At 72.7% G+C, this 21,390-nt stretch carries 22 protein-coding genes; 12 read left to right on the forward strand and 10 right to left on the reverse strand.

From position 1 onward, the window contains the following. The first annotated feature begins 34 nt into the window (after nt 1–34). From DEJ13_RS03070 to DEJ13_RS03080, 3 genes are all read left to right on the forward strand, one after another. On the forward strand, nt 35–1,249 hold the full coding sequence (locus DEJ13_RS03070; protein ID WP_111108017.1) for a S26 family signal peptidase: 1,215 nt from the start codon (nt 35–37) through the stop codon (nt 1,247–1,249). Between the two features lie 83 nt (nt 1,250–1,332). Next, complete coding sequence (locus DEJ13_RS03075; RefSeq protein WP_111108016.1) at nt 1,333–2,502, forward strand: metallophosphoesterase family protein; 1,170 nt, start codon at nt 1,333–1,335, stop codon at nt 2,500–2,502. Further along, nucleotides 2,502–5,486, forward strand: coding sequence for an AAA family ATPase (locus DEJ13_RS03080; protein ID WP_111108015.1), 2,985 nt, complete (start codon nt 2,502–2,504; stop codon nt 5,484–5,486). The genes DEJ13_RS03075 and DEJ13_RS03080 overlap by 1 nt, the downstream gene beginning before the upstream one ends. A gap of 57 nt (nt 5,487–5,543) precedes the next feature. Here DEJ13_RS03080 and DEJ13_RS03085 read toward each other — a convergent pair whose 3' ends face one another. Together DEJ13_RS03085 and DEJ13_RS03090 are read right to left on the reverse strand one after the other, a co-directional pair. Beyond that, on the reverse strand, nt 5,544–5,726 hold the full coding sequence (locus tag DEJ13_RS03085; protein WP_235515500.1) for a hypothetical protein: 183 nt from the start codon (nt 5,724–5,726) through the stop codon (nt 5,544–5,546). Further along, a complete protein-coding gene (locus DEJ13_RS03090) occupies nt 5,723–6,532 on the reverse strand; it encodes a class E sortase (RefSeq protein WP_111108014.1) in 810 nt (269 codons plus the stop codon). Before DEJ13_RS03090 ends, DEJ13_RS03085 begins: the two co-directional genes overlap by 4 nt. A 110-nt stretch (nt 6,533–6,642) precedes the next feature. Between DEJ13_RS03090 and DEJ13_RS03095 the strand changes: the two genes are divergently transcribed. After that, nucleotides 6,643–7,074, forward strand: a complete 432-nt coding sequence (locus DEJ13_RS03095; RefSeq protein ID WP_111108013.1) for a GNAT family acetyltransferase — start codon at nt 6,643–6,645, stop codon at nt 7,072–7,074. A gap of 9 nt (nt 7,075–7,083) precedes the next feature. On the opposite strand, the gene DEJ13_RS03100 is transcribed toward DEJ13_RS03095, so the two are convergent. After that, the gene (locus DEJ13_RS03100) at nt 7,084–8,013 is read right to left on the reverse strand and encodes an EamA family transporter (RefSeq protein ID WP_111108012.1); all 930 of its coding nucleotides are present in this window, start codon (nt 8,011–8,013) and stop codon (nt 7,084–7,086) included. A 36-nt stretch (nt 8,014–8,049) separates the two neighbouring features. On the opposite strand from DEJ13_RS03100, the gene DEJ13_RS03105 reads away from it, so the two are divergent. From DEJ13_RS03105 to DEJ13_RS03130, 6 genes are all read left to right on the forward strand, one after another. Then, on the forward strand, nt 8,050–9,177 hold the full coding sequence (locus DEJ13_RS03105; RefSeq protein WP_056122983.1) for a CPBP family intramembrane glutamic endopeptidase: 1,128 nt from the start codon (nt 8,050–8,052) through the stop codon (nt 9,175–9,177). Nucleotides 9,178–9,187: 10 nt separating this feature from the next. Beyond that, nucleotides 9,188–11,029, forward strand: a complete 1,842-nt coding sequence (gene recQ / locus DEJ13_RS03110; protein WP_111108011.1) for a DNA helicase RecQ — start codon at nt 9,188–9,190, stop codon at nt 11,027–11,029. A 110-nt stretch (nt 11,030–11,139) separates the two neighbouring features. Beyond that, complete coding sequence (locus DEJ13_RS03115; RefSeq protein ID WP_111108025.1) at nt 11,140–11,868, forward strand: lysophospholipid acyltransferase family protein; 729 nt, start codon at nt 11,140–11,142, stop codon at nt 11,866–11,868. 90 nt (nt 11,869–11,958) lie between these two features. After that, entirely contained in the window at nt 11,959–12,276 is a 318-nt protein-coding gene (locus tag DEJ13_RS03120) for a hypothetical protein (protein WP_111108010.1), read from the forward strand. Between the two features lie 104 nt (nt 12,277–12,380). After that, nucleotides 12,381–13,268, forward strand: coding sequence for a M23 family metallopeptidase (locus DEJ13_RS03125; RefSeq protein ID WP_220037618.1), 888 nt, complete (start codon nt 12,381–12,383; stop codon nt 13,266–13,268). Nucleotides 13,269–13,358: 90 nt separating this feature from the next. Further along, on the forward strand, nt 13,359–14,216 hold the full coding sequence (locus DEJ13_RS03130; protein WP_258374194.1) for an NAD(P)-dependent oxidoreductase: 858 nt from the start codon (nt 13,359–13,361) through the stop codon (nt 14,214–14,216). 106 nt (nt 14,217–14,322) lie between these two features. Here DEJ13_RS03130 and DEJ13_RS03135 read toward each other — a convergent pair whose 3' ends face one another. Together DEJ13_RS03135 and DEJ13_RS03140 are read right to left on the reverse strand one after the other, a co-directional pair. Next, complete coding sequence (locus DEJ13_RS03135) at nt 14,323–14,523, reverse strand: hypothetical protein (RefSeq protein ID WP_056122968.1); 201 nt, start codon at nt 14,521–14,523, stop codon at nt 14,323–14,325. Nucleotides 14,524–14,532: 9 nt separating this feature from the next. Beyond that, the gene (locus tag DEJ13_RS03140; RefSeq protein ID WP_056122964.1) at nt 14,533–15,087 is read right to left on the reverse strand and encodes a MarR family winged helix-turn-helix transcriptional regulator; all 555 of its coding nucleotides are present in this window, start codon (nt 15,085–15,087) and stop codon (nt 14,533–14,535) included. 132 nt (nt 15,088–15,219) lie between these two features. On the opposite strand from DEJ13_RS03140, the gene DEJ13_RS03145 reads away from it, so the two are divergent. Continuing rightward, nucleotides 15,220–16,113: an alpha-E domain-containing protein gene (locus DEJ13_RS03145; protein WP_181437139.1), complete on the forward strand. Its 894-nt coding sequence runs from the start codon at nt 15,220–15,222 to the stop codon at nt 16,111–16,113. A 94-nt stretch (nt 16,114–16,207) separates the two neighbouring features. On the opposite strand, the gene DEJ13_RS03150 is transcribed toward DEJ13_RS03145, so the two are convergent. Further along, entirely contained in the window at nt 16,208–17,554 is a 1,347-nt protein-coding gene (locus DEJ13_RS03150) for an MFS transporter (protein WP_181437138.1), read from the reverse strand. Next, a complete protein-coding gene (locus DEJ13_RS03155) occupies nt 17,551–17,994 on the reverse strand; it encodes a MarR family winged helix-turn-helix transcriptional regulator (RefSeq protein WP_111108006.1) in 444 nt (147 codons plus the stop codon). Before DEJ13_RS03155 ends, DEJ13_RS03150 begins: the two co-directional genes overlap by 4 nt. A gap of 132 nt (nt 17,995–18,126) precedes the next feature. On the opposite strand from DEJ13_RS03155, the gene DEJ13_RS03160 reads away from it, so the two are divergent. Then, nucleotides 18,127–18,879, forward strand: coding sequence for an SDR family NAD(P)-dependent oxidoreductase (locus DEJ13_RS03160; protein ID WP_111108005.1), 753 nt, complete (start codon nt 18,127–18,129; stop codon nt 18,877–18,879). Nucleotides 18,880–18,986: 107 nt separating this feature from the next. Here DEJ13_RS03160 and DEJ13_RS03165 read toward each other — a convergent pair whose 3' ends face one another. Genes DEJ13_RS03165 through DEJ13_RS03175 form a run of 3 tightly spaced genes read right to left on the reverse strand, consistent with a single transcriptional unit; the run spans nt 18,987 to nt 21,372 of the window. Then, nucleotides 18,987–19,916 (reverse strand): acetamidase/formamidase family protein, encoded by a 930-nt coding sequence (locus tag DEJ13_RS03165; RefSeq protein ID WP_111108004.1) that lies wholly within the window; start codon nt 19,914–19,916, stop codon nt 18,987–18,989. A gap of 26 nt (nt 19,917–19,942) precedes the next feature. Then, nucleotides 19,943–20,215, reverse strand: coding sequence for a hypothetical protein (locus tag DEJ13_RS03170; protein WP_056122947.1), 273 nt, complete (start codon nt 20,213–20,215; stop codon nt 19,943–19,945). Nucleotides 20,216–20,226: 11 nt separating this feature from the next. Beyond that, nucleotides 20,227–21,372, reverse strand: a complete 1,146-nt coding sequence (locus tag DEJ13_RS03175; RefSeq protein ID WP_111108003.1) for an inorganic phosphate transporter — start codon at nt 21,370–21,372, stop codon at nt 20,227–20,229. Nucleotides 21,373–21,390: the final 18 nt, after the last annotated feature.

Here is a 21,390-nt window from a genome sequence, read left to right on the forward strand (position 1 = left end):
CAGCCCGTCGCCGCGCCCCCACGTGAAGGCAGTCATGGTCACCATCGCAGTGCACGGAGGTCCCGCGCCGCGTGATGCGGTCCGTGACGCCGTCGAGTGGGGGCGTGTCGTCGTCGCGACCCTCGCCCGCGGGGTGGTCGCGACGCTCCTCGGCCTCGCCCTCTGGGCAGCCGCCCCCGCCGTGATCGGGTGGCACCCCACCACGGTCATGACCGGCTCGATGGAGCCGCGGCTCCGTCCCGGTGACGTCGTCGTCTCGCGCCCGGTCCCGCCCGCAGAGCTCCGACTCGGCCAGGTCCTTCTCGCCGACGACCCCGACCAGCCGGGGCACCTCCGCATGCACCGCGCCGTCGCGGCCGGTCCGGACGGGACGATCGTCACGAAGGGCGACGCGAACCCGCAGCGCGACTCCACCGCCGTCGAGCGCTCCGCCGTGCGCGGCGTCGGCTTCCTGCGCATCCCCGTGGTCGCGACGCCCATCGTGTGGATGCGCAGCGGGGAGTGGACGAAGGTCGCGCTGCTCGCCCTGGCCTTCGCCGCGACGCTCTGGTTGTGCACGGTCGACGGGTCGCTCCGGCGGCTGGCCGAGGCGGGTCCGTCCGACGGCGACGACCCGGAGCGTGATCCAGGCGAGACCGGCGACACCGGCGACACCGGCCTGGAGGCCCTCCTCGCCCCGGCAGCGCCGCCGCCGTCGACGAGACGGTCCGGACGGCACGTCCTGGTGCGTCGGGACGTCGGCTCGCGCCACGACGTCGGGTCACGCCGGGCGGTCCGCCGTCGGCTGCGCCGCCGACACCGTCTGGGACGCGGCGGTGCCGCGGCCGCGGTGCTCGTGGTCGCTGCCGGCATCGGCGTGCTGCTGCCCGCGCAGGCGATCGGCGTGCCGTTCACGACGACCACCGCCACGCAGACCGGCACGATGACGGCGGCGGCGATGCTGCCCGTGACGTCGGTCCGGTGTGCGCCCGAAGCGACCAACACCGTGCGGGTCTCGTGGGCCCCCAGCTCCACCGCCGTCCGCGGCTACCAGGTGCTGTGGGGGACCGACGTCCTGACGACGACCACGACGACCTCGGCGGTGATCGGTGGGGCCGGACTGCTCAACCTCGGGTCGACGCGTGCGGTGACGATCCGCTCGCTCGACGTCGGGGCCACGAGCCCGTGGACGGTCGACAGTACTTCGTCCACCAACGTCAGGATCGTGGCGGTCGCACTCGGTATCGGGTCGGCGAGCTGCGCGCCGTGACCCCGGCCCCGAGCTGAGCAGGACGATCCACAGGTCCGGGAGCGGCGCCGCTGGATGTCCGCCGTCGCGGCTACCGTGGCCGCATGCGCATCCTGCACACCGGCGACTGGCACCTCGGCCGCACCCTGCTCGGGGCCGATCTGCTGCAGCACCAGGCCGCCTTCCTCGACCACCTGGTGGGCGTCGTGGTGCAGCACTCGGTCGACCTGGTCGTCGTCGCGGGTGACGTGTACGACCGCGCGATCCCCCCGGTCGACGCGGTCCGCATGCTCTCGACCGTGCTCGAACGCCTGGCCGCCGTGGCGACGGTCGTGGTCACGCCCGGCAACCACGACTCGGCTGCGCGACTCGGCTTCGGGTCGGGCGTGATGAACCGGCGGGTGCGCATCCTCGCCGAACCTGCACACCTCGGTGACCCGGTGCTCGTCGACGACCCCGACGGCGCCGTGGCGGTCTACGGCATCCCCTACCTGCAGCCCGACCTGGTGCGACACGCCCTGGCCGCGGTGCCCGACGAACCCCTCGCTCGCTCCCACCAGGCCGTCGTGGGCGCGGCCGTCGAACGCATCCGAACGGACCTGCAGACACGCCCCGGCACCCGGTCCGTCGTCGTCGCGCACGCGTTCGTCGGTGGCGCCGAGCCGAGCGACAGCGAACAGGACATCCGGGTGGGCGGGGTCGACCGGGTCGCCGAGTCGGTGTTCGCGGGCTTCGACTACGTCGCGCTCGGGCACCTGCACGGTCCACAGCGCGTCGGTGCCACGGACCGCGTCCGCTACGCCGGGTCGCCGCTGGCGTTCTCGTTCGGCGAGCGGCACCAGACCAAGTCCGTCACCCTGGTCGACCTCGACGCCGACGGCAGCGTCACGGTGGAGCTCCTGCCGGTGCCCGTGCCGCGCCCGTTGGTCGACGTGCGCGACACCATCGACGCGATCGAGTCCGGCGCGCACACGCAGCACGCCGACGCATGGGTCCGCGTCGCCGTCACCGACACCGTGCACCCCGAGCGCATGTACGCCCGCGTCAAGGACCGCTTCCCGCACGCCCTCGCGATCACGCACGAACCGGCCGACGCCCCGGCGCGGGCGTCGGGCCGCGCGGTCACGGCGACGTCCGACCCGGTCGAGGTCACCGCCGACTTCGTCACCTACGCCACCGGCGCCGCCCCGACCCCGGACGAGCACACCGTGCTGCGCGACGCGTACGAAGCCGCCGCGACTGCGCTCTCCGAGCAGGACCGCGCGGTGCGCTGATGTACCTGCACCGGCTCGAACTCCGCGCGATCGGCCCGTACCCCGACCGCGTGGTCATCGACTTCGCCGCGCTCGCCGCCTCCGGGGTGTTCCTGCTCGAGGGCCCGACCGGATCGGGCAAGTCGACGATCATCGACGCGGTCGTGTTCGCCCTGTACGGCGGGCTGGCGGGCAGCGACGCCAGCAACGACCGGTTGCACAGCCAGCACGCCGACCCCGCGGTGGAGCCCTTCGTGGAGCTCGTCTTCGAGACGGGGGCCGGCGTGTTCCGTGTCCGCCGCACGCCGCAGTACGACCGCCCCAAGCAGCGCGGCACCGGGACCGTGCGGCAGAACGCCTCGGCCACCCTCAGTCGCCTCGCCGGTCCGAGCGACCCCGCTGGCGAACCCGTCTCCGCCCGGGCACAGGAAGTCGGGGCCGAGGTCACCCGCATCGTCGGGCTGGACCGCGCCCAGTTCCTGCAGACCGTGGTGCTGCCACAGGGGGAGTTCGCCCGCTTCCTCCGCGCGCCGGGTGAAGACCGTCGCAAGCTCCTGCAGTCGCTGTTCGGCACCGAGATCTACGACCGCACCGCCGACGAACTCGCCGCCCGTCGTCGCGCTGCCGCGGCCGAGGTCGACGCCGCCGACGCCCGCGTGCGCGACGCCCTCGCGCGGTTCGCCCAGGCGTCCGACACCGTCGACACGGACGAGACCACGGCGCCCACCGTCGCCGCTGACCTGCGCTCCCGTGCCGACGACGCGGCGCGGGCGCGGGCGGACGCCGCGACGGCAGCGACAGCCGCGAGCGAGCACGAGCGTGCCGTCACGACCCGCGTCGCCGCACTGGAACGCCGCCGGGCGCTGCTCGACCGCGCGACGGTGCTCGATGACGCTGCCGCCACGATCGCCGCGGCCCGCTCCCGCCTGCTGACCGGCGAGCGCGCCGGCCGCGTGGCAGCCGTCGCCGACGGTCTCGACGCGGCGGTGCTGCGGGCATCCGCGGCCCGCGCCGCTCGCGACGCCCTGCGCGCGCAGCACCGGGTGACCGACCTCGACACCGCGACCGAGCTCGACCGTCTGACCGGGGTCGTGGCGGGGGTCCGCCACCTGGTGCCGGTCGCCGAGTCGCTGCCCGACCGACGCCGGGCGCTCGCGACCGCACAGGACGACGCCGCGCAGCTCCACGACCAGCTGACCGCACTCGACTCCGCGCTCGACGCGCGACCAGCCGAGCGTGCCCGCATCGTCGCGCTGTCCCACGCGGCGGCGACCGCGGCGGCCGACGCCGAGCCGGCGCAGCGTGACGTCGACGCGGTGCGGCTCCTCCGCGACGCCCACACCGCCCTCGTGGCCAGTCGAGCACGGGTCGCGAGCGCCGAGGGCGTCGTCACGGCGGCCCGGGTCGTCGCGTCGAGCGCGGTCCAGGGCGAGCAGCACCTGCGCGAACGACGCATCGCGGGACTGGCCGGCGAACTCGGCGCGGCGCTGGCACCCGGCGACGCCTGTCCCGTCTGCGGTGCCGTCGAACACCCGGCGGTCGCCACGCCCCAGGACGACCACCCGACACCGGCGCAGATCGCCACCGCCGCAGACGCCGCACGTCGCGCCGAGCAGGCACTCGCCGACGGTGCAACGGACCTCGCCGTCGAGCGCGCCGAGCACGACCGGTTGCGGGTCGTCGTCGGTGACACGGACGCCGCCGAGCTCGACGCCCGCGCGGTCGCCGCTGCCGAGCGCCTGCGCACCGCCCGTGCCGCGGCGGCGAGCGTCGCCGAACACGAGCGGGAGAAGACCGAGCACGACGAGTCCACCCGGTTGGTGGAGGACGAGCGCAACGCCGTGGCCTCGCGGCGCCAGGTGCTGCTCGCCACCACCGATGCCGAGCACGACCGGGTCGCCCAGGACACCGATGCCGTGCAGACCGCGATCGACACCCTGGCCGCTGAACTCGCACAGCCGGACGTCGCCGACCTGACCCTGCCGGACGCGGTCGTCGCAGCCGATGGCAGGGCCACCGCCCTCCGCGCCGTGGCCGCCGCCGAGGACACCCTGCGCACCGCCGACGCCGCCGTCGTCGAGCGGCAGGCCGAGGTCGCCCGGGTCGTCGCCGACCACGACTTCCCCGACGTCGCGGCCGCCCGCGCTGCCGTCCTCGACCACGCCACGGGTGCGCAGCTCCGCGACCAGGTCGAGCGCGCGGACCGCGAGCGCGCGGTCGTCGACGCCGGGCTCGCCGAACCGGCCGTCGTTGCCGCGGCGCAGGACGACTCCGCCGACGTGGTGCTCGACCCGGACGCCGCCCGCGCCGCGTCGGCGGGCGCGGCCGAGGCGCTCGACCTGGCCACCCGCGCCGCGACGACGAGTGCCGACCGCGCCACCGCCTCGGAACGGTGCGCCGCGGAACTCGCGCGCGCCGTCGACCAGCGCGAGTCCACCTCGGCCCGCAGCCGCGCTGTCGTGCGGCTCGCCGACGTGGCCGCCGGTGCCCCCGGACACAACACCACCGGGGTGACGCTCGGCACCTACGTGCTGATGCGGCGGTTCGAGGACGTCGTCGCTGCCGCCAACGACCGGCTGCGCACGATGCTCGGCGGGCGGTTCACGCTCGAGACCTCCGACGAGCGCGAGACCGGCAGCCGGTCTCGCCGCACGGGTCTGGCGCTCGCGGTCCGCGACCACACGACGGACACCACGCGCGATCCCCGCAGCCTGTCCGGTGGCGAGACCTTCACGGTGTCGCTCTGCCTGGCGCTCGGGCTCGCCGACGTGGTCCAGGCCGAGGCCGGCGGCGTCTCCCTCGGCACGCTCTTCGTCGACGAGGGGTTCGGCACGCTCGACCCGGAGACCCTCGACGGCGTGGTCGACCAGCTGTCCCGGTTGACCGCGGGCGGACGTCAGGTCGGCATCGTCAGCCATGTCGAGGAACTCAAGCAGCGCATCCCCGAGCGCATCGCCGTGCGCCGGAGCCCGGGCGGCGGATCGCACGTCACGACGACCCTCTGACGGCGAGCGCCGCCGGTCAGCGCACCACCGCCGCCGGTCAGCGCAGCACCCCGCCGGTCAGGGCGTCGGCACCGCCGACGTGTCGACCGTGCCGTCGGGCGGCGGCAGGATGTCCGCCGCGATCCACGGGAACACCCACGTGAACAGCACGAGCACGATCGCGACGAGCAGCACCAGCAGCTCGAGGACCTTAAGGGCGGTGGGGCCGGGCAGCAGCCGCCAGACCAGGGGGAAGATCACTTGGGCGTCTCCGACAGTTCCTTCGGGGTGCCTTCCGACACCGGCATCCAGTAGTCCATCTTCGCGTGCACGATGTAGCGCTCCTTGGCGGACCACATCGGGTGGCACGCCGTCAGGGTGAGCCAGCGGTCCTGGGCGGTGGGTTCGACGCCCGGCTGGTTCGGCACGGGCGCGATCGTCTCGATGTGGTCCGGCGTGACGATCTGGCTGTCGGTGACCTTGTAGACGTACCAGACGTCGAAGTCCGTCGCCTTGTCCGTGACCCGCACGACGATGGCGTCGTCGGTCTTCAGGTCCGCGATCTGGTTGAGCGGCTTGCCGTACGTGACGCGGTGCCCGGCCACGGCGAAGTTGCCCTCGGCTCCGGGCATCGCCGTGTCCTGGTAGTGCCCGAGCCCGATGGTGTTGAGCACCTTCTCGCGGTCGGTGCCCTCACCGATGGGCTGGTCGTAGCCCGCGCCGAAGCGGGGGATCTGCATCGTGCCGAAGACCGTCGACAACCCAGGGGGCTCGGCGAGCACGGGCGCCTGGTCGCGGTGCTCGGTCGGCGTGGGGTTCGAGGTGGGCGCCTCGGTCTGGCCCAGGTCCTTGACGAGCGAGGACTGGTGCTGCGAGGCGACGACGTCGGTCCACCACGCGGTCCACAGCACGTACAGCCCGGTGCCCGCGCCCGCGATGATCAGCAGCTCGGCGACCAGGGCCAGCAGCGCGCCGCCGACCGTCTGCCGCGGACGCTTGCGCTCCCGGCGCGCGGGCGCGTCGTCAGGGGCGCTCGGAGGCGGGGGGAGTGTCTCGTGGGCAGTCACGTGGCTCCTGATCCGGTCGTGCGAGCGTCGAGGTGGACGATGCTCAGGTCTATCAGACCACGGCGAACCGCTGGGGACGGTGTTCTCCACAACACCGGTACCGTGGCGGAGTGTCCCACGTCATCCGTCGTTTCGATCCGTCCGACACCGAAGCGGTCGTCGCACTCTGGGAGTCCTGCGGGCTGGTCCGACCGTGGAACGACCCGCGGCAGGACATCGCGCGCAAGCTGACGGTCCAGCCCGAGCTGTTCCTGGTGGCGACGGACCCCGGTTCCGACGTCGTCGTCGCTGCGGGCATGGCCGGGTTCGACGGGCACCGCGGCTGGGTGAACTACCTGGCGGTCCGCCCCGACCTGCAGGGCTCCGGACTGGGGCGGGCCTTCATGGCCGAGTTCGAGCGGCTGCTCACCGACCTGGGCTGCCCCAAGCTCAACCTGCAGGTGCGCGCCGGCAACGAGCGGGTCATCGGCTTCTACGAGTCCCTCGGGTACGCCGACGACCACACGGTGTCGATGGGGAAGCGCCTGATCGCCGACGACTGACGTCGGCCCTCACGCCAGCGCCAGCGTGACCGCCGCGCCGAGGGCGAGTGCGATCCCGAAACCCTGCAGCAGGGTCAGGCGTTCGCGCAGCACCACCCCGGCCAGGACGACCGTCCCGATCGGGTACAGCGCGTTCAGGACACTGATCACCGGCAGCGTCGTCGGGTCGTCGCTCGCGTGCAGCCCGGCCTGGATGCAGACGTTCGCCAGGGCGTCGAAGACCCCGCACGCGATGACCACCCGGACCAGCCGTCGGCCCGGCGCGGATCGCAGCCACCGTCCTGGAGGCGCGGCAGACCCCGCGACGCCGGCCGACGTCCCGGGGTCTGCCGCGCCTCCCGACCGGGCGACCGTCGCCGAGACCGCTGCCGCCGTCCCCAGCAGCACCGTCTGCACCAGCCGCGCCACGACGAGCGGTGCGATCCCGGAGTCCGACGGCGTCTCGTTGAACGCGAGCACGATCCCGCCGAACCCGCACCCCGCGATGACGGCGGCCAGGACGCCACGGGCCGTGACGCGCGCTCCGGACGGGTCGCGGACCGTCGCGACCAGCACCACCGCGACCACGGCCACGACCAGCGCGACGACCGCGACCGGCGACAGGACCGTCCCGCGCAGCAGGGCGACCAGCACCGGGAGCACCGCGGCGAACACCGCGGTGAGCGGGGAGAGCACGCTCATCGGCCCGATCGCGAGCGCGGCGTAGAGCAGGAGGACCCCGACGGCTCCGGCGAGCCCGCCCACGGCGCCCCACAGCGTGCCCTGCCACGAGGACCGGCCGCCGAACAGCAGCAGTCCCACCAGCAGCGGGACGATGCCGATCGCGGCTGCGGCGGCGGCGACCGTGACGGGACGCAACCGACGCGACGCGAGGCCGCCCAGGAAGTCCGCGAAGCCGTAGACGAGCGCCCCGCCGAGGCCGAGCAGCACCGTGGTCACGGGTCCCATCCTGCCGTGCCCGGTAACCTGCGCTGCGTGAGCGTTCCCTACACCCGCCTGTTCCGCGTCGACGGTCGTTGGCGTTGGTGGCGCCCGCTGGTCGCCCTGGCGTTCCTGGCCGGGTGGTACGTCGTGACGCAGATCCTCATCACGGTGGCCTACTTCGTACCGATCGGTGCCACGCAGGGTGCGCAGGGGCTGATCGACCTCGAGCAGAGCCTGACGAGCGGCGCCCTCGACCCGACCGACCCGCTCGTGCTGTCCCTGTCGCTGGTGTCGCTCGTGGTGCTGCTGCCGGGGATCCTGCTCGCCGTGAAGATCGCGCGCCTGGGGCCGGCGAACACGCTGTCCTCGGTGCGGTTCCGCGTGCGCTGGGGCTGGGCGGCGTGGTGCGTGCTGCCGACGCTCGTGATCGCCGCGGCGTCGTTCATCCTGCAGACCGGGCTGTTCTCGCCCGACGGCATGTTCACCGTCGACGGCGGCTTCGGGTGGAACCACGCCGCGATCGGCCAGTCCACCGTGACGCTCGGCACCCTGACGCTGACGATCGCCATGGTCGTGGTGCTCGTCCCGTTCCAGGGTGCTGCCGAGGAGTACGTGTTCCGCGGCTTCCTGATGCAGTGGATCGGGTCCTGGATCCCGGTCCGCATCGTCGGGTCGGTGGTGGCCGTGGTGGTGTCGACCGTCGTCTTCGCGCTGCTGCACATCCCGAACGGCTACAACGTGTGGGGCATCCTCGACGTGGGGTCGTTCGGTCTGGTCGCGGCGATCATCGTGATCCGCACCGGAGGCCTCGAGGCCACCGTGCTGCAGCACGCCTTCAACAACATCATGATCTTCGTGCTGCAGGCTCCCGGGTGGTCGAAGGTGTCGCTCGACTCGTCGAACAGCACCTGGCAGAGCTGGCTGTTCTCGCTCGGCTCGTCGCTGGCGTACTGGGGCATGGTCGAGGCCCTCGCGCACTGGCGGAAGCTCGACCGCCGCTTCGCCGGATCGGAGACGCCACGCTTCCGCGGTCCGGCGCCGGTCTGGGCGGGCGGCAAGCGCTGGACCCGTCCTGGAGGCACGGGCTGGTCGGGTGCACCGGCCCGCTCCGAGGGCGTGGCCGGGTCAGCCGCTGACCGGCCTGTGGACAGCGAGATGGGTGTCGCCCGTCGCGCCTAGGCTGGACGCCATGAGCACCACCTCGGCACCCGTCTCGCCGTCGCGCAGCGCGGCGCAGGACGTCCTGCACCGGGTCTGGGGCTACGACGACTTCCGCGGCGAACAGGCCGCCGTCATCGACCGCATCGTGACCGGCGGCGACGCCCTCGTCCTGATGCCGACGGGCGCCGGCAAGTCGCTCTGCTACCAGGTGCCGGCGCTCGTGCGCGACGGCGTCGGGGTCGTGGTGTCGCCGCTCATCGCCCTGATGCAGGACCAGGTCGACGCCCTGGCGGCCAACGGCGTCAAGGCGGCGTTCCTCAACTCGACGCAGGGCGCGGACGAACGCGCTCGCGTCGAGCGTGCGGTGGTGCAGGGCGAGATCGACATGCTCTACCTGGCGCCCGAGCGGCTGAAGCTCGAGTCCACGCGGTCGCTGCTCGACCGTGCCCGCATCGCGCTCTTCGCCATCGACGAAGCCCACTGTGTGGCGCAGTGGGGGCACGACTTCCGTCCGGACTACCTCGAGCTCAGCATCCTGCACGAGCGCTGGCCGACCGTGCCACGCATCGCGCTGACGGCCACCGCGACGCCGCAGACCCACCGCGAGATCTCCGCCCGCCTGGGGCTCGACGACGCCGCACACTTCGTCGCCGACTTCGACCGGCCGAACATCCAGTACCGCATCGAACCGAAGACCGGTGCGATGCAGCAGCTCCTGACCTTCATCCGCACCGAGCACCGGGGCGACGCGGGCATCGTGTACTGCCTCTCCCGCAACTCGGTCGAGCGCACTGCCGCGGCGCTGGTCGACCAGGGCATCGCGACGCTGCCGTACCACGCGGGTCTCGACGTGCGAGTGCGCGAGCGCAACCAGTCGCGGTTCCTGCGCGAGGACGGCATCGTCATGGTGGCGACCATCGCGTTCGGGATGGGCATCGACAAGCCCGACGTCCGGTTCGTCGCGCACCTCGACCTGCCGAAGTCGGTCGAGGGGTACTACCAGGAGACCGGCCGTGCCGGGCGTGACGGACTGCCGGCGACCGCCTGGCTGGCGTACGGGCTCAACGACGTCGTGCAGCAGCGCCGCATGATCGACCAGTCCGAGGGCGACGCTGCGCATCGCCGGCAGCTCAGCGCGCACCTCGACGCCATGCTCGCGCTCTGCGAGACGATCGAGTGCCGCCGGGTCCGGCTGCTCGCGTACTTCGGCCAGGAGTCCACCGCGTGCGGCAACTGCGACACGTGCATCGCTCCGCCCGAGTCGTGGGACGGCACCGTGCCGGCGCAGAAGCTCCTGTCGACGATCGTGCGGCTCGAGCGCGAACGTGGGCAGCGGTACGGCGTCGCACACCTGGTCGACATCCTGACCGGCAAGCAGTCGCCGCGCGTGCAGGAACTCCGGCACGAGTCCCTCGCCACCTTCGGCATCGGCGCCGACCTGTCCGAGGGCGAATGGCGCGGGGTGGCACGACAGGTCCTCGCCCAGGGGTACGCCACCGTGTCGGGCGACGGGTACGGAACGCTCGTCCTCAGCCCGACCAGTGCCGAGGTGCTGTCCGGTCGGGTCCACGTGCTGATGCGCCGCGACCCGGTGAAGGCCCCGCGTGCGGCGCGTGGTCGGCGCCAGGTCGTCTCCGACATGCCGCAGGAAGCCCTCGGCCTGTTCGAGGCACTGCGCGCGTGGCGGGCAGCACAGGCGCGCGAGCAGGGCGTGCCGGCGTACGTCGTGTTCAACGACGCGACCCTGCGGGGGATCGCCGCGGTGCGCCCCTCGGACGCCGACCAGCTCGCCGAGATCTCCGGCATCGGCGCAGCCAAGCTCGAGTCCTACGGCCGCGCCGTGCTCGACGTCGTCGCCGCGTCGGAGTAGCACTCCACCACTGCCGTCCGGTCCATGCCGTCTCCGGCATGTGCGGCGCGATCCGGTCATTACACTCGGAAACCCTGTTCCCGAGGAGGTCGCTGGTGCCCGGTTCGTCGATGTTCGCCACCGTGCTCGGCCGTGCCGTGGTGGCACCGCTCGCGCGGATGCTGTGGCGGCCGAAGATCATCGGGCGGAAGAACGTCCCCCGGCGCGGTGCGGTGATCCTGGCGAGCAACCACCGCTCGTTCATCGACTCCCCGGCGATCACGATCATGGCGCCCCGGAAGGTGTCGTTCCTGGCGAAGCAGGAGTACTTCACGGGGACGGGCTTCCGCGGAGCGGTGTCCCGCGCGTTCTTCAGCGGGATCGGTGCGATCGGGGTCGAGCGCGGCGCGGGAGCAGCTGCGCAGCACGCCCTCGACCTCGGGCTCGCGCGCTTGCGGGACGGCGAGGCCTTCGCCATCTACCCCGAGGGCACGCGGTCGCTCGACGGCCGGATCTACCGCGGCCGTACCGGTGTCGCCTGGTTGGCACTGACGAGCGGTGCGCCCGTCGTCCCCGTCGCGCTGCGCGGGACCGAGGACGTGCAGCCCGTCGGCTCGAAGGTGCCGAAACTCGCACGCGTGACGATCGAGTTCGGGCAGCCTCTCGATCTGTCGTCGTACGGAGACGCGTCGTCCGGGCGGGCCCGGCGGCACGCGACGGACGCCGTGATGGCGGCGATCCAGGCGATGAGCGGGCAGGAACCCGCCAACGCGTACAACAACCCGCCGGCGACGATCGTGGAGCGGGTTCGGCGGGCGCTGCACCGCGACGATCCCGGCGAGGCCGTCGAGCCCGACTGAGGTCCGGCATCGTCGACATTGCGTATCAGAAATATCAGTGGTTCAATGGGGGCAACCCCGATGCCGAACCCTGATCAGGAGAACCGCAGCATGTCGACCACACCGCTCTTCGACGCGATCGCCCGTCGCAGCCACGCCGACGCCCGGCCGGTCCCCACGCGGGCGCCGTCCTCGCCGATGACCGCTCCCGTGCCGCACTCGCGTTCGACCTTCGTCCCGGCGGCCCTCATCGCCGCGATCGACGACATCCCCGCCGGTGCCCTGGCATCCGTCCGGCGTGACCACCGTGTGGCCGGCGACCAGCTCGCCCTCGTGGAAGCCGTCGCGGACGCCATCACCCGAGCCGTCGTCGACGCCGTCGTCGCGGAGCTCGACCGCATCACGGCCGACGGCGTCGTCCGCGCCTGACCGCGACGTTGCCCTCGACGACCGAACCCGCACCGCTGCGCCCCCGCGGGGCTGCCCGCGCCGCAGCCAACCGAGCGTTCGTCCTCCTGTCCTCCGGGGCGGTGGTGACGACCCCCGCCGTCCCGGGGCCCACCCCGTGTCCCGCCGTGCTCCCCGTCGGGCTGGTGCACTCGGCGCGGCCGGCGCACACCGCGGGGCCGGCGCACACCGCGGGGCTGGCGCACACCGGCGCCCGGACCGGCCGTGGGCGGCGAGCAGCACGCACTGCCCACACGCCGCGCGCCGCGCTGACCAGCGGACTCGCGCACGTCCGCCGTCTCCGTGTCGCGCCCTCGGGGGTGCCCCTCGCCGTCGTCGGTCTGGCGACGTGCTTCCTCGTCGCCGTGTCGACACCGCAACAGGCCGCCGCCAGCGTGGCCGGGGTCGCTGACGTGACGGGCGCCGTGGTCGTCACCCGGGCCTCCGGAACCGGCCTCCCCAGTGGACCGCAGGCCTACACCGCACCGCCGTCGGCCCTCGCCGACGTCGAGCGGGACGGCTTCGTCGTGGGGTCGGGGCCGGTGCTCCTCGCTCGCATCGACCCGGCGGACGTGGTCCGTCCCGTCGCGGGCAACGTCCCCGTCGCGGGTGGGTTCGGGGGCCGGTCGGTACAGGGATGCGGTGCGTGCTCCACCGACCACCATGGGCTCGACTTCGCGGCCTCGACGGGAACGCCCGCCGTGTCGGCCATGCCCGGGCGGGTCGTCTCCGCCGGTGTCTCCGGCGGGTACGGCAACCAGGTGCTCGTGCAGCACGGACCCGGCCTGCAGACCCGGTACGGCCACCTGTCGGCGATCGACGTGACGGTCGGACAGGTCGTCCGGGCGGGGGACCGCGTCGGCGCCGTGGGCAGCACGGGCGTCTCGACCGGACCGCATCTCCACTTCGAGGTCATCGTGGACGGACACCCCGTCGACCCGGCCGCGTGGCTGCGGGAGCGCGGGCTGCTCTGAGGCCGTCGCGCGTACCGTTCGACCAGTCGACGGCACGGACCGTTCGACGGGGTCGGCGGCACGGTGCTCGTCGACGGGACGGAGTCGGACGTGCGTGTGACGGTGCTGGGTACTGGAGCGATGGGGGCCGGAGTGGCGCAGTCGCTGCTGCGCGAGGGACACGAGGTCACGGTGTGGAACCGGAGCCCGGAGCGCGCGGCACCGCTCGGCGGACACGGCGCGACCGTCGCGACCGACGCCGCGACGGCCGTCGAGCGGGCCGAGGTCGTCCTGCTGACGCTCTTCGACACCGACGCCGTGGTCGACGTCCTCGAGCAGGCTGCGGGCGACGCCCCGACCGACGCGGTGTGGGTGCAGTGCTCGACCGTGGGCGTGGAGGGTACCGAGACCGTGGTGCAGCTGGCGGAGAAGTACGGGATCACCCTCGTCGAGGCGATGATGCTCGGCACGAAGGCCCCGGCTGAACAGGGGAAGCTCACGATGCTCGCCGCCGGTCCCGCCGAGGTCCTCGAGCGCATCGATCCGGTCCTGCGAGCCATCGGTGCGAAGACCGTGCGCGCAGGAGCACGGGTCGGCGACGGCACCGCACTGAAGCTCGCTGCGAACGCCTGGATCGCGTCCATCACCGCGGCGACGGGGCAGTCACTCGCGGTCGCACGGGCGCTGGGCATCGACCCGGCGCTGTTCCTCCAGGCCATCGACGGCACCGCCAGCGACTCCGCCTACGCCCACACCAAGGGCGAGTCGATGCTGGCGGGGGAGTACTCGGCGCAGTTCGCGCTCGACGGGCTCCGGAAGGACATCGGCCTGATCACGGACTCAGCGCGCGCGACCGGGGTGTCGACGACGCTCCTCGACGCGCTCGGCCGCGTCTACGCCGACGCCAGCGCCGCCGGCCACGGGTCCGACGACATCGCTGCCGTCGGGACGGCCTTCACGAAGGACTGACCCCGGACGGGGCGCGGGCACGGTGGCCGTGGCCGTGGCCGTGGCCGTGGCCGTGGCCGGGGGCACCGCCTTGCCCCGCCGTGCCCCGCCGTGCCCCGCCGTGCCGCTACCGGCGGAACCAGCGTCGCAACGTCGCCCCGAGCCTGCCGACGGCCTCGTCGTTCATGGTGTTCGCCAGGTCGAATGCCTCACGCGCCGGGTCGCTGCCGTTCCGGATGCGTCGGAGTGCGGCGTCGGCCCGGGCACGCGCGTCGAGCTCTGCGAGGGGCATGTCGTCCTCGGGCTCGTGCGGGTGGGTCTGGGGCATGCCCACACGCTACGCGCGGCGGGGGGCGCGCATGCCGTCGCCGTCGCTGCTGTTCGCAGCGGCGCGGTCGGCGTCGATCTCGTCGACCACGGACGTCATCTCGTCGAGGAAGTCCACGATGACGCCCATGTCGCCGCCGGGCAGGTGCTCCGCGACCTCGAGCGTGCGGGCGTCGAGGTCGTCGATCACCCGGATGGCGCGCCGCATCGACGACCCCGAGGCGCTGAGGATGACCCCGCGACGGTCGTCAGGGTCGGGGCGACGCTCGACGTGCCCGCTGCGGACGAGCCGGTCCACGAGCGCCGAGGTCGACGCTGCCGTGATGCCGAGCCGCTCGGAGAGCTCCTTGGCGTTGGTGGTGCGCCCCGCGGTCTCGGCGTCGATCAGCATGCGCAGGGCTAGCAGGGCGTTCTCACCGATTCCGAGCGCCTCGCGCGCACGCCGCTGGGCCGCGGTCTCGGCCGTGCGGTACCGCCGGAGCGCGTTGAGCACGTCCACTGCGTCGACCCGGGATCCGTCGTCGTACCAGAAGCCCGCGGTGTTCGTCGTCACCTCGGAAGTCATGGGGCAATGCTAGACGCTCTAGTTAGGTTGTCTAGCGAGGCAGCCGATCTCCGCGTCCGCAACACCGGTGACGCGGCTCGGAAACACCGTCGCAACGCGCGGTCAGTAGGTTCGCCGCATGCAGGAGCCGCGGTGCTGAGCCGACTCGCCGGGAGCGTGTTCCGCGTCGGGGCCGCCGTGGAACGCGCCGACGTGATCGCGCGGCTCCTCGACGCCTACCTCGCCAGGCCCGACGCCGCCAACGTCCCCGACGACCGCGTCACCGCGCGGGAGCTCCGCATCGTCGCCGGTGCGGCCGTCACCGCGGGGTCGGTGCTCGACGCCGCCGCCACGCTGGAGCTGCTCGCGCTCGACCGGCACGAGCCGGCCTCCATCGCGAACGCGGTCGCGGTCGCACGGGACGACGCCCGGCGAGCCCGCGACGTCGTCTCCAGCGAGCTCTGGGACTGCCTGAACGTCACGCGGTCCCGACTGCCGCGCAAGATCGCCGCGGGGCGCGAGCACGAGTTCCTGGGGTGGGTGCGGGAACGGAGCGCCCTGGCCGTGGGGGTCGTCGAGGGGGACGCCAGTCGCGACGAGGTGTGGGAGTTCTTCACGCTCGGCCGGTCGCTCGCCCGGTGCGCGGCCACGGCGCGGCTGCTCGCTTCCGATCTGCTGGAGCTCGATTCGGAGCGGTCGTGGGGCACGGCGTTGCGTGCCTGCGGGGTCGGTGAGGCGTTCCACCGCGAGGCCCGCCCGGGTGCGCCGACGTCCGAGGCCGCGGCGTTCCTTCTCCTCGACACGCACTGCCCGCGGTCGGTGCTGTTCCTGACACAGCGGGCCGAGCTGTGTCTGGCCGACGTCGCCCCGACGCTCGTACCGGACGGTCTCGCCGAGCTGCGGGACGTCGCTGGGACGCTCCGCACGATGGCACCGGCCGATGCGATCGAGGCGGCTCGCCCCGCCGGTCGGCGGCTGGCGACCGTGGCAGACCGGGTCGCCCGGGCGCTCGACGAGCGGGTCTTCGCCGCAGCGTCGGCGCACTGACCGGGGCAGGACGCGACCGGATGTCGGACGGGAGGCCCGGTGCGGGCTCGCCACGGGCCTCCCGTCGGTCCCGGTGCACCCGGGCGACCAGCGGTCAGACGCCGCTGGAACGGGACGAGACCGCCTCGTCGCGAGCGAGGTCCTGTCGGAGTGCCGCCCGGGCTGCCCGGGTGCCGACCACGGGGATCGAGTGGGTGACGGCGAGGTGCAGGCGCGTGTCGGCGTCGTACCGCAGGCGGAAGTGCTGGAAGCGGACGAGCCAGACCAGCGCGATCGCCAGCGCCACGAACCCGGATGCCGCTCCGACGCCGATGGCCCAGCGTGGGCCGGCGGCATCCGCGATGGCGCCGACGATGGGTGCGCCGATCGGTGTGCCGCCCGCGAAGATCGCCATGTAGAGCGCCATCACGCGGCCGCGCATGGCGGGGGCGGTCGTGGTCTGCACGAGGGCGTTGGCGGTGGTCATGAACGTCAGCGAGGCAAGGCCGACGAACATCAGCACGATCGCGAAGCTCCAGTAGGTCGGCGCGAACGCAGCGGCGGTGCACGCCAGACCGAAGCCCGCGCTGGCGATGACGAGCAGGCGCATCCGTGGGCGCTCACGGCGGGCGGACAGCAGCGCACCGAGCACCGACCCGACCGCCATCACGGAGTTGAGCAGGCCGAACTCACCCGCGCCCTTGTGGAACTCCACGCGCGCCATCGTCGAGGTGAAGATCGGGAAGTTCACCCCGAACGTCCCGACGACGAAGATCATGCAGAGCACCACGATGATGTCCGGGCGTGTGCGCACGTACCGGAAGCCGGCGACGATCTGCCCCTTCCCGCGCTTGGGCTTGATCCGCTCGGCCAGCTGCTCGGGGTCGACGAACCGGAGCGCGACGAGCACCGCCGCGAACGACGCCGCGTTGATGATGAACACCCAGCCGGAGCCGATCGCGGCGATGAGCACCCCGGCGACCGCGGGGCCGATGAGCCGGGCGGCGTTGAACGAGGCGGAGTTCAGCGCGACGGCGTTCGACACGTGCTCGCCGGTGACGACGTCGGACACGAACGCCTGGCGCACCGGGGTGTCGAACGCGGCGACGATGCCGAGTGCCAGCGCGAAGCCGTAGAGCCACAGCAGCGTGGCGGTGTCCGTGACGACCATGATCCCGAGGCCGAGCCCGAGCATCCCCATCAGGGCCTGGGTCACCATCAGGGTGCGGCGGCGGTCGAAGCGGTCGGCGACGAGACCGGTCCAGGGCAACAGCAGCAGCTGCGGGCCGAACTGCAGGGCCATCGTGATGCCGACGGCGATCGCGTTGTTGTGGGTGAGCTGCGTCAGGACGATCCAGTCCTGCGCGGTCCGCTGCATCCAGGTGCCGATGTTCGACACCAGGGCACCCGCGAACCAGATGCGGTAGTTGCGTCCCGACAGGGACCGGAACATGGCCGTCACTGGTGGGCCAGCCTCCTCATGATCTCGGTGGCGTCGACGAGGACGCGGCGTTCGGCGGGGGTGAGTGCTGCGAGCTTCGGCGAGAGCCAGCCGTCGCGGCGTCGTCGGGTCTCGAGGACGAAGTCGATGCCCGCCGGGGTCGCCCCGATCAGGACCTTGCGGCGGTCGTCGCCGTGACCGCCCTTCGACACGAGCCCACGGGTGACCAGTGCGGCGACCGTCTTCGTCATCGACGGCGGGGTGACCCCATCGCCGCGGCTGAGGTCGGCCAGCGTCATCGGGCCGTCGCGGTGCAGTCGTGCCAGCGCGGAGAACATCGCGTCGCTGACGGTCGTGTCGGCCTTCTGCGCGCGGAGTGTCCGCGAGAGCCGGTTCACCGCGATGCGGAAGTCCGTGCTGAGCGACGCCTGCAGGTCGGTACGCCCGGTGGGTTCGGTCATCGTCACGGTCGTTAGCCTACCTCATTAGTTCAGCGAACGAACTAGTTGCTGGTCGGGACGCGGGGCGGAGGAGTAGGGTCGGATGCATAGACAACAGGTGTTGTCGACGAGACAAGCAGAGAGAAGCACACAATGTCCGAGTTCGAGGGCAAGGTCGCCATCGTCACCGGTGGCGGCAGCGGCATCGGCGAAGCCATCGCGAAGGAGCTCGCGGCAGCGGGCGCGAAGGTCGTCGTCACCGACATCGAGCTCGACGGCGCCCAGCGCGTCGCCGCGTCGATCGAGGAAGCGGGCGGCACCGCGGTCGCGTTCGAGGCGAACTCGGCCGTCGCCGCCGACGACGAGCGCATGGTGCAGTTCGCGGTCGACACGTACGGCGGGCTGCACCTCGCGGTGAACAACGCCGGCATCGGCGCCGCACCCCAGCCGATCGGCGAGTACGACATCGCCGCCTGGGACCGCGTCCGTTCGGTCGACCTCGACGGCGTCTTCTACGGCATGCGGTACGAGATCCCGGCGATCCTCGCCGCGGGTGGCGGCGCGATCGTCAACATGTCGAGCGTGCTCGGCTCGGTCGGCATCGCGCAGAACGCGGCCTACGTCGCGTCGAAGCACGCGCTCGTCGGGCTGACCAAGGTCGCGGCGCTGGAGTACACCTCGCAGGGCATCCGCACGAACGCGGTCGGCCCGGGCTTCATCGACACCCCGCTGGTGCGGTCGTCGTTGTCAGCGGACGAGCTCTCCGCCCTCGAGTCCCAGCACGCGGCGGGCCGACTGGGCACCGACGCCGAGGTCGCGGCGCTCGTCCTGTTCCTGCTGAGCGACAAGGCCTCGTTCATCTCGGGCAGCTACCACCTGGTGGACGGCGGCTACTCCGCCCACTGACGCGGGCACCGGACGGGAGGCCCTGCTCACGTTCCCGACGTCGGGAACGTGAGCAGAGCCTCCCGTCCTGTCCGGTGGCTGTGTCCCGCGGGCTCTGCGGCGGTCGGTCAGCGCAGGATCGCGTCGTGGGGGAGCAGCGCGTGCACGCCCCAGGTGCGGTTCGCGACCTGGGTGACGCGCATGCTGACCGCCACGCTGGCCATGGCGAGCGCCTCGGCGCGGGTGATGTCGTGGTCACCGGCGATCCAGTCGACCATGGCATCGAGGGCGGTCGTGGTCGCGACGTTCAGGTCGGCGTCGAACCCGAACGTGATGCGCCCGGCCGGGGTGTCGGCGTGGATGCCGCTGACCGGTGCCGTGTCGACCAGGGACAGCGTCATCGTCGTGGTCATCCCGCACTCGACGGCGGTCCCCGACACCTCGCCGTCGCCCTGTGCCGCATGACCGTCCCCGACGGAGAGCAGAGCGTCCGGCACCGTGACCGGCAGGAAGAGGGTCGCACCGGCGACGAGTTCCCGGCAGTCGACGTTGCCGCCGCCGACCGGCCTCGGCGGGATGGTCGAGTGCTCGCCCGTGGGTTCGGGCGGCAGTCCGACCACCCCCAGGAAGGGCGCCGTCCGTACGCCGAGCCCGAGCTGGTTGTGTGCCGTGCCGGCAGCGATGTCGATGTCCCACAGCAGCGGGCCTCGGTCGGCCGGGTCGGTCAGGCCGAGCGCTCGCGTGACCGGGCTGTCGACGCCGCCCGAGCCGGTGTAGCCCCAGTCGTCCGGCACCAGCTCGTCGAAGTGCACGGCGAGCACCTGCCCGGGCCGCGCACCGGCCACGGCGATCGGTCCGACCAGGCAGTGGCCGCGCCGCGACGGGATGAGCGTCGGGACCTCGGCGCCCGGTTCGGGCAGCCGTTCGGTGTAGCCGGCTGCATTGAGCGTCCGGATGGTCACGACGTCGCCCGGGTCGACGCGGAGCACGGGGGTGCGTTCCGCGTCGAACACGTCGGCGACGGTGTCGGGTGCTGCGTCGATCCGGTGTGAGGTCACCGGTCGATCCTCGCAGGGGCGCGGCGCTACTGGTGGAACTGCGGGATCGTCAGCCAGATCCCGTAGAGCACCGCTGCGGCGCTCAGGGCGAAGCAGACGACCGCGCCGGCCATGGCTCCGGGCGGGGTGGTGCCGGAGCGCGGGGTCTCCTCGGCGTACTGCGTGCGCTCGCCGCCGGCGTCGACGGGCTGTCCGGTGCCGAGCAGGCGCAGTCCGAGCGTGTACAGCAGCACCACGCTGACCGCGGCCACGAAGCCGACGCCCGCGACGGTGCCGATGGCTCCGAAGTCGATGTCCATGGTCCTGCCCCTCAGTTCTTCGCGGCGGCCACGGGCTCGTGCTCCGTGTCGCCCTCGTGGATGTCGGCGGCCGAGATCGGCTTGCGCTTGGCCAGGGTGTAGAACGTCAGCCCGGCCGCGAGCGCCAGCACCGCGACGAGCACGAGCCCGATCACCGAGGTCGACGCCAGCCACGTGGCCAGCCCACCGACGAGCGCCGCGGCGGGGAGCGTGATCACCCAGGCGATCACGATCCGACCGACGACACCCCAGTGCACGTCGGCGAGCTTCTTGCCGAGGCCGGAACCGACGACCGACCCGCTCGTGACGTGGGTGGTGGACAGCGCGAAGCCGAGGTGCGACGACACCAGGATCGTCGCGGCCGAACTGGTCTCGGCGGCGAAGCCCTGCGGGGACTGCACGTCGGAGATCTTCTTGCCGACGGTCTGCATGATGCGCCACCCGCCCATGTAGGTGCCGAGTGCGATCGCGAGCCCACAGGCCAGGATGACCCAGATCGCCGGGCCGGTGCCGGCGTCCTGGTAGTTGGCGGCGATGAGGGTCAGCGTGATGACGCCCATCGTCTTCTGCGCGTCGTTCGTCCCGTGCGCGAGCGACACGAGCGAGGCCGAGATGGTCTGCCCGTGCCGGAAGCCCGTGGCGGCGCCGTGGGTCGTCGCGTTCTTCGTGAGGCGGTACGCGACGAAGGTCGCCACGAGCGCGATCACGCCGGCGATGACCGGGGACAGCAGTGCGGGCAGCACGACCTTCGACACCACCGTCGCCCAGTCGACCGAGTTCAGTCCCGAGCCGATGATCGACGCACCGATCAGCCCGCCGAACAGGGCGTGGGTGGACGACGACGGCAGGCCGAAGTACCAGGTGGCGAGGTTCCAGAGCACGGCGCCGACCAGACCCGCGAAGATCATCGTCGGGGTGATGTGGATGCCGTCCTGGCCTTCACGGATGATGCCCTGCGAGACCGTCTTGGCGACCTCGGTGGACAGGAATGCGCCGACGAGGTTGAGCACGGCGGAGATGAGCACGGCGGTCCGGGGCTTGAGCGCCCCGGTTGCGACCGACGTGGCCATGGCGTTGGCGGTGTCGTGGAACCCGTTCGTGAAGTCGAACACGAGGGCCACCACGATCACGAGCACGACGATGACGAGGACGTCCATGGCGGTGACGCTAGGCCC

Source organism: Curtobacterium sp. MCLR17_007, from assembly GCF_003234655.2.
Lineage (GTDB): Bacteria > Actinomycetota > Actinomycetes > Actinomycetales > Microbacteriaceae > Curtobacterium.